Origin of the sequence: Shewanella sp. UCD-FRSSP16_17 (assembly GCF_001675935.1) — a bacterium.
GTDB lineage: Bacteria > Pseudomonadota > Gammaproteobacteria > Enterobacterales > Shewanellaceae > Shewanella > Shewanella japonica.
Genome location: NZ_LZFV01000047.1, coordinates 38,508 through 50,323, shown reverse-complemented (window position 1 = coordinate 50,323; position 11,816 = coordinate 38,508). Strand labels below are relative to the sequence as shown.

Annotated in this window: 9 protein-coding genes; 6 read left to right on the top strand and 3 right to left on the bottom strand. The window is 41.7% G+C overall.

Annotated elements, in window-relative coordinates:
• The first annotated feature begins 127 nt into the window (after window positions 1-127).
• From A9267_RS19125 to A9267_RS19115, 3 genes are all read left to right on the top strand, one after another.
• Window positions 128-2,101 carry a methyl-accepting chemotaxis protein gene (locus A9267_RS19125; protein ID WP_065110368.1) on the top strand — a complete coding sequence of 658 codons (1,974 nt, stop codon included), beginning with the start codon at window positions 128-130 and terminating at the stop codon, window positions 2,099-2,101.
• A 145-nt stretch (window positions 2,102-2,246) separates the two neighbouring features.
• Entirely contained in the window at window positions 2,247-2,984 is a 738-nt protein-coding gene (locus tag A9267_RS19120; RefSeq protein WP_055025528.1) for a substrate-binding periplasmic protein, read from the top strand.
• 82 nt (window positions 2,985-3,066) lie between these two features.
• Window positions 3,067-3,483 (top strand): DUF6491 family protein, encoded by a 417-nt coding sequence (locus tag A9267_RS19115; RefSeq protein ID WP_065110367.1) that lies wholly within the window; start codon window positions 3,067-3,069, stop codon window positions 3,481-3,483.
• 78 nt (window positions 3,484-3,561) lie between these two features.
• On the opposite strand, the gene A9267_RS19110 is transcribed toward A9267_RS19115, so the two are convergent.
• The 3 genes from A9267_RS19110 to A9267_RS19100 form a co-directional block, all read right to left on the bottom strand.
• Complete coding sequence (locus tag A9267_RS19110) at window positions 3,562-5,190, bottom strand: ShlB/FhaC/HecB family hemolysin secretion/activation protein (protein WP_082972464.1); 1,629 nt, start codon at window positions 5,188-5,190, stop codon at window positions 3,562-3,564.
• Window positions 5,191-5,513: 323 nt separating this feature from the next.
• Window positions 5,514-6,266: a putative porin gene (locus tag A9267_RS19105; RefSeq protein WP_055025526.1), complete on the bottom strand. Its 753-nt coding sequence runs from the start codon at window positions 6,264-6,266 to the stop codon at window positions 5,514-5,516.
• Window positions 6,267-6,599: 333 nt separating this feature from the next.
• The gene (locus A9267_RS19100; protein ID WP_065110366.1) at window positions 6,600-7,823 is read right to left on the bottom strand and encodes a threonine/serine ThrE exporter family protein; all 1,224 of its coding nucleotides are present in this window, start codon (window positions 7,821-7,823) and stop codon (window positions 6,600-6,602) included.
• Window positions 7,824-8,030: 207 nt separating this feature from the next.
• On the opposite strand from A9267_RS19100, the gene A9267_RS19095 reads away from it, so the two are divergent.
• The 3 genes from A9267_RS19095 to A9267_RS19085 all read left to right on the top strand — a co-directional run bounded on the left by A9267_RS19095 (window position 8,031) and on the right by A9267_RS19085 (window position 11,728).
• Entirely contained in the window at window positions 8,031-8,426 is a 396-nt protein-coding gene (locus tag A9267_RS19095; protein WP_065110365.1) for an MAPEG family protein, read from the top strand.
• 215 nt (window positions 8,427-8,641) lie between these two features.
• Window positions 8,642-10,993, top strand: a complete 2,352-nt coding sequence (locus A9267_RS19090; RefSeq protein WP_065110364.1) for a YgiQ family radical SAM protein — start codon at window positions 8,642-8,644, stop codon at window positions 10,991-10,993.
• A gap of 186 nt (window positions 10,994-11,179) precedes the next feature.
• Complete coding sequence (locus A9267_RS19085; protein ID WP_231919233.1) at window positions 11,180-11,728, top strand: hypothetical protein; 549 nt, start codon at window positions 11,180-11,182, stop codon at window positions 11,726-11,728.
• Window positions 11,729-11,816 lie beyond the last annotated feature (88 nt).

Sequence of the window (11,816 nt, the reverse complement as noted above, 5' to 3'; positions counted from 1 at the left end):
GATTTTATCTATAAATTTGTCAGATTAAGTCTAGATTAATTGAGCTTAATCATCTTTTTTAGCTGGTTTTTATCATATTGTATGTCTTATTGGTTTTAACGTGTTTTGAATAAATAAGAAAAATAATATGAAGCTAAAACATAAGTTTAATCTCATTATTGTGCCAGCGGTTGTGTGTGGTTTTATGTTATTGGCAACACTGACTATTTACTTTAGTTTGACCACCATGAAACAAACGGCTGAAAATACAGTAAGTGGTAATAGTGCATTGCTGCAAAAGAACATTGATAGTTGGTATCAGCATAACCAAGGTATTATTAGCGCACTCATTCGCAGCCCATATATACGTGAAACGTTACAAGCTAATAATGCTCACATTGACAATCGCATCTCGACAGGCAATAACGTCTCGCAGGTTGCTGAGCAACTCTCTAAGCACTTTGCGGCCTTAGCTTCTGAATTTCAATTTAGAAACCTCGCTTTACTCAATAAACAAGGTGTCGCCATCGCAGCAAGTAATCAGCAGCGTATTGGCCAAAGCTATCAGCAGCTTCCTTATGTTAACGCTGCATTTAACCAAGCAGATATTGTTATCTCTAACCCGAGAAAAAGCCGAGTAGACGGTAAGTTATTGGTCACTTTTGCGAAACGGGTTCAAGGTGAAGGGGTGTTATTTGCCAGTATCCCACTGGATAATTTTTACCATGACTTTGTTGATATTAGCCAACATGATGAGCATAGCTATGCGTTTATTTTATCAGCGCAATGTGAGCTTATTGCTCACCCATTAATAGACAGTCAGCGAACGTTTGCGTCACACCAAGCATTGTGCAAACAACAAGGTGGCATCGTTGATTTTGAAGAGAATGGGGTCGCGTATCTTGGCTCAATCAGGCAACAAGCCAGTACGGGGTGGATCATTGTCAGTGCTACCGATAAAAAAGTTATGGCCGCAAGCCAGTCTCAATTAATACTGCTGAGCAGCATTGTGGCCTTAGTTTCATCATTATTGATCACAGGGCTTATTTTAGGGTTAGTGAATGCAATAACCAAAGGGTTAGGGACAATGGTCACCGCAGTCGATGATTTATCGGTAGGAGATAGTAATCTGACCCACCTTGATGCCAAAAAGTGGCAAGCATTATTACAACGCACTGATGAGCTAGGCCATATGAGCCAGTCAATGAAGCAATTAATTGAGATGCAAAAGCGCCAAGTTGCTGCGGCTGAAATTATCGCATCTGGTGACTTAACTTGTCAGCCGTCGGTAGCCGGTGAGCGAGATCTGTTAGGGCATGCGTTGGTTGAAATGGTGCATAACCTCACCTTGTTGACGGTATCGGTAAAGCAAAATACCCAGCAAATTATCAGTGCGACAGAAGATCTGAATCATCACAGCAACAGTCTGGCACAAAGTGCCACTGAGCAGCTAACGTCAGTAGGCTCGATCAGTGCAGCGTTGCAAGAAATAGACAGCCAGATCCATTTAACAGCTAACGCAACAGAAGAAATGAACCAAAAAGGTCAATCCGCTTATTTAGCTGCTAAAGCTGGTAATGATCGAATGCAAGCCTTGAGGGTCGCTTTACAAGATATTCATGTTTCAGGTGAACAAATTGCCACTATCATGCGAGAAATTACCCAGATTGCTGAACAAACTAACTTAATTGCACTTAATGCAGCCATTGAAGCGGCACGGGCAGGAGAGTTTGGTCGAGGGTTTTCTGTGGTGGCAGATGAAGTGAGAAACTTAGCAAGTCGCAGCGCTGAAGCGGCTGATAAAACGGTGAAGTTAGTGCAAGTGTCGTTAACTAAAATGGATGAAGGAAATCTCGTTGCAGAGCAAACTGGCATCGCATTCAACGATATTGTGGCTCACATGAGTTATTCAGCAGAGCAGCAAGATTTTATCGCTCAGGCAAGTAAGGAGCAGGCGTTAGCAACGTCGGAATTAACAGAAGGCTTGGCGCAAATAGATGAAGTTGGCCAACAAGTGGGTATAATTGCTAATGAAGTCTCTGAACAGTCTCAAGGACTGTCGCACTTAAGTACCAATTTAAAAGCTGCGAGTGATAAATTTACTATAATAGAAACTCACTAATGGAGTTATCGATATAACTCAGGTGATGTGATTGTGGCTGGCTCCAATCTACCTCTATGAAAGTGCTCGCTAAATTGGCATAGGTACAGGTAAAGCAACAATCATATCCCGGTGTATATCGGTCGCGGCAAAAGGACTTATTGCCATGAAAGTGTTTCTTAATGTTTTCTTATTTCAGTTTCTTTGTATGTTCATTTGGCTAATACCTGTCGCTGGTGCGATGGCAAAACCCTATTCTTTTGTTGGTATCCAAGGGCTAGCAGAGCAGGAAGTCGGTGCCAGATTATTTGATGGATTTTGCAAAAAGTACCAATTAAATTGTGAAATTGAAATGTTGCCTGCAAGCCGAGCTGAGCTTAATGTGTGCGAAGCTAAAAGTGCCGGTGAAATCATGCGCATATGGGAATATGGCATTGATAATCCCGATCTCATTCGCGTTCCCACTCCTTATTACCACTTAAAAACGGCATTACTGGTTCGCAGTGATAATCGCCTCAATATTTACTCGCTAAAAGATATCGTCGATGTCAATGTGGGAGTGATCCGTGGTGTTAAACATACCGAACAAATTGACGTAAACCCAGATAAGCTATTAAAAGTGGCGTCTACTGAACAACTCATGCAGCTTTTAGTTAAAGGTCGTATTGATGTGGCGGTGACCAGTCGTTTAGATGGTGCAAGTACATTGAATAAGATGAATATCGACAATGTGATGATATTGCCTGTAGAGCTACAAACTTACCCCTTATATGTGTATCTGAACAGCGAATATGCCCATTTGGCTCCTATATTGGATAGCGCCATTAACGACAGCATTAACGCTGGATTAATGGAGCAATGGCAGGTAGTCGCTGAACAATCCGTGATATCAAAAATTCATTAGCTTTTTCACTCATTCATTGGTTATGCTGACGTTATACCGTTAAAAACGTGAACTAACTGAACATATTACGGGGTGATAGCTTATGTTGAATAAAATGATAATTGCGTTGGTATCGTTAATGTTATTGGGATGCAGTGCGTCAGAGGCAAGCAAACAAAAAGCTGCACTTTATCAATTTGATGAGCTGACTGAAGTCACCAGTATTGATAACTTTAGGATGGACGGTTGGCGAACTATGGACAATCGCACAGTGTTTGTTGATAGTCGACCAAAACAAACTTACCTCATTGTGTTAAGTGGGGTAAATACGAATTTAACGTTTGCAAAGGCCTTGGTTATTACATCTCGCATGGGTAAGGTGACAGTTGGGTTTGATACCGTATCAACTGGCGACGCTCCGCAATTTAAAAGTCAAATTAAGAAAATTTATCAAATCGATAGCAAGGAACAAGAACAGCAAATTCGTGACAAGATTGCTGGATTTGAAAACATCAAATAAGCCTTTCAGCTGTTAATGTTCAACAAGGGAACTGGTGTACTCAAGTTGAGTCGCAGAGGTTAAATAGTGAAGATCTTATTAAAAACGGTTTTTTACTTGAAAACGCCATTCCCAGTCATCGACTTTCTCCCCACTGGTAAAAGGCACGGCTAAATCAATATGACCTACGCTACCATAGCTTGATTTTGAGGAGAAAACTCGCGCACCAATGCCGACACTGCCTATAGGGGAGCTGACCTCGTTGTTTTCATCAGGTCCGCCAAAGGCTTGCCCTATATCAACAAAGGTTGCCCAACCTAATTCAGCTAATTGGTAAAGGTTGATGTTGGGATAATACCTAACTTCACCTGTGAGTAACCATTGATTATCACCATATTGGTAATCATTGGGATACCCCCGAACTCCAGTGTCATCACCTAAAGCAAAAGGTTTATCAAGGTAATTGTTTTTCGAGATTGCCAGCCGAGTTTTAGCGTAGGCAGTCCATTTAGGATGAATTTTATAAAAGTACTCAGCTTGAGCGCTAACATTATAAAAGTCTTTTTGGCTGGTATTGATGCTAGCTTGGCCACTGAAATTGAGTAACAGTAAGTCTTTTTCTAGTTGATAACCTCGGCTAGAGCTAACATTAAAATGGTAGCCGATATTATTCCCCTCACTAACATCATTGGTTTCAAAACCAACTCGAGCATAATGGCGCCAGCCTAAATTAAAATCCTCATTATTGTTGATCAAGTGAATATTGGTAAAAACCTGATAGTCATCTTGCAGGTATTCATAACCTATCCAAGGGTAAATAAAATCTCTATTTTGAGGTAAAGGGCCATCGGGGAACGTGTCACTGGCTGCAAATTGATGTTTATCCTGGGTAACACCGAGCGTTACTCTTGAAAGATCTGCGTCTGTTTTATTTAATAACCAACCAAAAGACAAGGCGGCATAATCAACGTTATGTTCGAATTCATTAACGTCTTCACCATTTTGTCTCAAAGTATCAATACGTTGATCTGTTAAGTACTCTGCAAAATACTGATCCTTTGTGTCCAATGAGTAAAAAGGCTTAGTAAAGTACAAGTGGGTTGCTTGGCCATCACTGTTGTCATAAATATTGGCAGATACAGTGGCATGTTGAATAATTTTGAGTGGGGCGGTAACGCCAAATTTATAACCCGTTCTATCAGCATTAGATTGATACTTAAGGCGAGTTTTAATCCCAAGTCCCATTAAGTTATCTTCTTTAATCCCGACTGAATATTTGGTTTCACCGCCACTCGAACTCAGACTAAATGTGGGGAGTAGCGACCAGTTATCCCAGGTTTCAACCACCACGGTTTGCTCATCGGAGTCCGCATCGGGCGCTTTCTGAGCAACATATATTTTTGCATCACGTAAGTAAGGTTCAGCACGCAATAACCGTTGTGCTTCTGCAAACGTTTTTTGAGTGACTTGTTCACCCTCTTTAAAAGTGAGCTTGTCGAGAATGGTGGGTTCAGTGGTATTAATGTGTAGCCAATTCGCCCAATGATGGATAAAAAAGGCATCAGGGTCACTTTCGTCAAAAATAGCATTACTCTGCACGATAATGTTATCAACAGTAATGGTGTTATTTTGATTTGCTGTCTCACGGTCTTTATCGCTTTGATTGGGTACAGTTAGCGGTGCTTGTGAGGCTAATGCAAGCACGGGAGACATCATGATGACTAACATAAAGCTCCAAGCGCAATGGGTAAGCTTTATTGATGCGTTCGTTGTTTTTATTATGGTTACCTATACTTATTTTAATGGCCACAAATGAGAAGTCTTGAGTGCTATGTATAATTGAATTAGCTAATTAAGTTATTGACCTAATAGTAATTAATCATTGCACGATCATTTTTAGTGCAAAGGTTTAGTGGCTAAGATTAAGTATGGCGGGTATTTGAAATTTCGCAGATTATTTACAAAAATTATTGGTTTGACTGAGAGAGTCAATAAAAAAAGGAGCCTCATCATGGCTCCTTTTGGGTATCAGGGGAGATAGTAAGCAAGGTTTAGAAGCGACCGACAATACCGATACTTGCGCCAAAGCCATCTACATCAGAATCAAGTACTTTAGATACTTCAAAAGTTGCAGAGAAGGCGTCTGACATACGCAACCAGTACGCTGTCTTAGCTGCAAAATCATTATCTGAACCGTCGTCAACATATCCAAGCCCAACAGACCAAGCTTTAGTCACATACCAGTCAGCATTCAAATTGAAGATGTCGTCATTGTCAGTGTGAGTCCACATAGCACCTAAATCGATGCCTGTTGTGGTTTCAAAGGCTAGAAAACTGCGAATTTCAGCACCGTAGAATGACTCAAAATCATCACTGCCATCGACATAGAATGCCGCGACTTTCGAGCTGTCATTGAAGTAGTAACCCGCATCGAATTGATAAAGGTTGCCACTGAAATCGCCGATTTCAAAGCGATTGTATTCAGCACCAACAAACCATTTTGAGTCAAATACATAAGTTCCATCAATACGAATTGTGTCAGTATCTGCATCATCAAACATTGAGTAACCAGCACCAATATTAGTGGTTTGCGCTAAAAAACCATTCAATGCATATGGGCCATTATCTTGTGATACTGGCTTGATGTAGTAGCGGTAGTTTAGATCCCAAATACCATCGCCGAATTCTTCAGTATTAGCTGAATATTCAAGACCAGCTTCGTGTTGAAACGGAGCATCTTGTGCTGCGATTGCAGGAAGTGCGAATAGACCAGATAGTAGTGCTAAAGCGGTAACGTTTTTCATCAATCATTCCTTTATTTGATTATTATCGCTAGGTGATTCAAGCAAATAAGGACATGGAGATATCAAGGTAGGTTGATTCATCCATTGAACCTGAATTACGGCCTAACATCATAGTCGGTGCCGCATGCTTTCCTAGCGGCGCAGAAGGTAATACAAATCAGAATAAAAAGAAAATAAAAAATACGAAATAACATAAAATTAATTATTTATCATGATGTTATTACGTAATAAATAGTGTATTTGACTGGTTGAGACATACTTTGAGGTAAGGGAAGGTCAAACCGTGTGCTCCTATATTAATAGGGATGACATGCTTTGACCTTAACGCTGAGATTAAAGGCTACGTTTAGGAGGCACAATCACGTTTGCAAAAATTAAACCTGCAATAAGCGACATAAAAATTAAAAATACCTGTGTGCCTAAATGAGCCTGGTTTAGCATGGTCTCACCTGAGATCATTGCATTTAAACCAATATAAGTTTTACTACCAGGAACCAAAATAACAATACCTTGAAGCAGTGCAATTGATACGGGTGCTTTCATCCAACGAGCATAAAGGTTTGAATAAATGCCAACAGCCAGTGCGCCAACAAATATACCAATTGACTCCCCTAGGTAAAGACCGCCTAACATAGCCGAGAAATACGCCACAATACCTGCGCAAATTCCCCAAGGTGAGTCTTTGATACGTGCTTTAAAAATGATAACCAACGCCATAGACAGTAATGGAACGGCTGCCCATGAGGCATAGCGAGGGAGTAAATCGGGTTCAATATACACAGATTCACCAAACATCACTTTACCCAAAGTCATGCCGAGTACAGCACCAAAATACAATTTAAAAAGCAGCATGATCGCATCCATGATCCTTGCTGTGCCTGATATTAAATCTCGAGCGGCAAGCTCAGCTAAACCAAGGGTGAGCGCTAAACCAGGGATAAAAATAATGATCCCTGACAAGATGACCACGGGTATAYTGATGCTGGGATCAACCACCGCTGCAATACCACAGGTTAAAATCGCGCAGACTACAGCCGCTAACGGTTCAAGCATTTCAGCGACACGTTTAGATTTTTCTGCCCAAAATACCAATCCATAAACTAGCAAGCCCAGCATGCCAGACCAAAAAACATCGTTCCAGCTGGTATCCATTAGCATCGCAAACGCGCCAGCACTTACCCCAAAGGACAATAACGTTAGCCCATGACCGTAAGGGTTAGGTTTATTGGCAATTTCTTCTAAACGCTCGAGTGCTTCACTCAGGGTACGTTGCCCTGTACTAAGTTCTTCAACCAAATCAAAGGTGCGCGCCAAAGAGCCTAAATCCAAGTCACCGGGTTTAACCCTGGCAACATGGTTATATTCTTGTTCGGTATCGTGCTGCAAGACGAAGGTCATTGAGGTGGGTGATATTAAAAAGTATCCCTCAATTCCTAAGGTCGAAGACACCGTTTGTAAGTGGGATTCAAGACGGTAAGCGGGCGTACCGAATTTATGCAGGGCTTTGCCTAATTTTATGATAAATCTGCGTTTTTCAATGAAGTTGTCATCGTTCATTAGGCGTGCGTCACTCTAGTTAACATGGGTAGTAGGTCAATGGCGCGAATAGTAACCGAAATGAGGTTGGCTGAATACCTAAAAAGCAGCAAAAAATTGTTAAAAAGTTGATAATTCCATTTTGTTTCAATGTGTATAGAATGAATACTCGATTGTAGTCACTATTTGGCTAAATGCCGTAAAAATAATAAAAAGGAAATATCACACATGTCATTGATGATCTCAGGGTTTTACGCAAGTGTCACTGCACTGTTAGCCATAGGTTTATCAATAAGAGTGATCAAGCAGCGTCGACTGAATAAGGTTGGGGTTGGCACTGGCGGCAATGCTGATTTAGCGTTAGCAAAGCGTGTCCATGAAAACTTGCTAGAAAATGCGCCCCTTGCATTGATTTTATTTATGTTGGCAGAGTTTAATGGCTTGCCCGCAGCAATATTGCATTGCTTTGGTACTGTGTGGATTGTCGCAAGGTTATTACATGCTATTGGCCTCACTTTAGGTAAAGGTGGCGTTCACTTTGGCCGAACGTGGGGAGTATTGATGACTTGGGTAGTAATTGTGGGCTTAGCAATTGTAAATATTGGCTTTTTTATCGGCCTATAATTTTGTTAAACGTAATAATTTATAAAGTCATTGTTTTTAATAGGGTTATATCCCTATCTTAAAACAATAAAAACACCATAAATGATGTTTTTTTAGTCACACTTGCTGTGGTGTAACTGCTATACTCCGCCTCCAGAAAAAAGTTGGCTGGGTTGGACTAAACTTGATGTAGTGCAACCCACCAAATTGATGATGTTTTAATGTAGGCAAATTTCATGCAAGTTGAATCCACGTTATTTAATTACCCTAGATACTGGGCCGAGTGCTACGGCACAGCGCCGTTTCTTCCTATGTCTCGTAAAGAGATGGATCAGCTTGGTTGGGATAGTTGCGACATTATCATTGTCAGTGGTGATGCTTATGTCGATCACCCAAGCTTTGGCATGGCTGTTATTGGTCGTATGCTCGAAGCACAAGGTTTTCGCGTGGGTATTATTTGCCAACCTGATTGGTCGAACAAAAACGACTTTATGAAACTGGGTCGTCCCAATCTATTTTTTGGTGTGACAGCGGGCAACATGGATTCAATGATCAATCGCTACACGGCAGATCGCCGTATTCGTAGCGATGATGCTTACACTCCAAACGATGAAGGCGGTAAACGCCCTGATCGCGCAGTCACCGTTTATACCCAGCGTTGTAAAGAAGCCTTCAAAGAAGTGCCTGTTGTGATTGGTGGTATTGAAGCCAGTTTGCGCCGTATTGCTCATTATGACTATTGGTCAGATAAAGTGCGTCGCAGTGTTATTTTTGATGCCAAAGCCGATATCCTAATTTATGGTAATGCCGAACGTCCGCTGGTGGAAGTCGCTCACCGTATTGCTAACGGTGAGAAAATGGCTGACTTGCACGATATTCGTGGTACCGCAGTTATTCGCCATGAGCCATTGCCTGGCTGGAAAGGCATGGACTCACGTAAATTGGATCAACTTCATAAAATCGATCCTATTCCCAATCCTTATGGTGCAGATGATGTTGGCTGTGAAAAACTGTCAGGGCCAACTGATAAGAAAATTTTTGATAACGATGCGCCAAAAGCTATCAGTGTCCAGCCGCCAAGACCCAAGCCATGGGAAAAAACTTACGTACTATTGCCAGCCTATGAAAAAGTCGCTGATGATAAATATTTATACGCTCATGCATCACGTATTTTGCATCAAGAGCAAAATCCAGGCTGTGCGCGTGCGTTATTTCAAGCCCAAGGAAATCGCTCTGTTTGGGTCAATCCGCCAGCTTGGCCATTGAATACTGACGAAATGGACGCAGTATTTGATTTGCCGTATCAACGAGTGCCGCACCCAAGTTACGGTAAGGCGAAAATTCCTGCATATGACATGATTAAAACCTCGATTAACATTATGCGAGGGTGTTTCGGTGGTTGTTCATTCTGTTCGATTACAGAACACGAAGGGCGCATTATTCAAAGTCGTTCTCAAGAATCCATTATTAAAGAAATCAAAGATATTCAAGAAAAAGTACCCGGTTTTACTGGGGTTATTTCAGATCTAGGTGGCCCAACGGCGAATATGTATCGTCTTGGCTGCACGAGTGTAAAAGCGGAAACAACGTGTCGTCGTTTATCCTGTGTTTATCCAAGTATCTGTGGTCATTTAGGGACAGATCATAAACACACCATTGATTTATACCGAGCAGCACGTGACGTCCCAGGCATTAAAAAGGTACTGATTGCCTCTGGAGTACGTTATGACTTAGCCACAGAAGATCCACGCTATGTTAAAGAGCTGGCTAAACACCATGTTGGTGGCTATTTAAAAATTGCCCCAGAGCATACCGAAGATGGCCCACTCAGTAAGATGATGAAGCCGGGTATGGGCAGTTATCATAAGTTTAAAGAGTTATTTGATTTTTACTCTAAAGAAGCGGGTAAGAAGCAGTACTTGATCCCGTACTTTATTTCTGCGCATCCTGGGACTACAGATGAGGACATGTTGAACCTGGCGTTATGGCTTAAATCAGAAAAGTTTAAGCTAGACCAAGTTCAGAATTTTTATCCATCGCCAATGGCTAATGCGACTACCATTTATCACACTGAGCTTAACTCACTTAAAAATGTGAAACACAGCAGTGAAGAAGTGACTGTACCGAAAAAAGGTCGTCAACGTCGCTTACATAAAGCATTGCTACGTTATCACGACCCAGCAGGTTGGCCGCTTATTCGTGAAGCACTTGTTGCCATGGGCAAAGAGCATTTGATTGGCCACGGCGTCCAGCATATTGTTCCGCCAGAAGCACGTAATGAGCGCAAAGGCTATGGTGGCAAGCAAGGTGCTAAAAACCGTGGCAGTAAGAGTGACGACAGTAAAAAAGCTTTCACCCGTTTTTCTGGTAATCAGTTTGATGATAGAAAGTCATCAGGCAAGAAACCCACACCTGCGAATAAAGCCAAGTCAGAAGGCGGCACTAGTGGAAGCGGGAAGTCATCTGATAAGGGTAACAATGCAGGCAAAGGCAAAACTGGCTGGTCACAAAAGAAAAAGCCGTTTAGCGCTAAAGGCACTGGTGGCGCAGGCCAAAAGCAAGGAAAACGCCCTGCGAGAGCGAAATAATATAAGGCATGGCTATTGTTAGCTCTTTGACTTAACCTTGTTACATTAAAACCGTCTTTATAGACGGTTTTTTTTCAGGTTTAATTAAACAATCACTGTTAGTGTGATGTGTGAATAAAAATAACGAGATCGATACTAAAAGGAATAATAATGAAAAAAATATTGATCGCTGGTGTAATCAGCAGCATGGCGCCTGCTATTGCAATGGCACATGCCCCTAAAGACAACCCACAACATCAATATTTTGATGCAATCGCTGCTTATTGCGGTAAAGCGTTTGCCGGTGAAGTCACTGCAGGTAATGAAGCAGATTCAGCATTCAGTAATAAAGCATTAGTGATGCATGTTCGTGAGTGTAGCGATACAGAGCTTAAAATTCCTTTTCATGTTGGCGATGACCATTCACGTACTTGGGTGATTACCAAAACTGAAACAGGCTTGCGTCTCAAGCATGACCATCGCCATGAAGACGGCACTGAAGATAAAGTGACTATGTATGGCGGCGATACTGCTGATATGGGCACTGCTACTCAGCAGTCATTCCCAGTTGACCAAGAGTCGATTGATAACTTTAATGAAAACGGTTTAACGGCGTCAGTAACTAACGTGTGGCACATGTATATTGAGCCAACCACATTCACCTATCGTTTAACGCGTGAAAACCGCGACTTTAGAGTGGACTTTGATTTAACCAAGCCTGTGGCATTACCGCCAACGCCTTGGGGTCATGAGTAATTGTCGCTGAACCCATAAGCTGACATAGTAAACCCATATGTTGACATAATTAACCCGTAAATTGACATAGAAATAGGCTTTGTAGCTT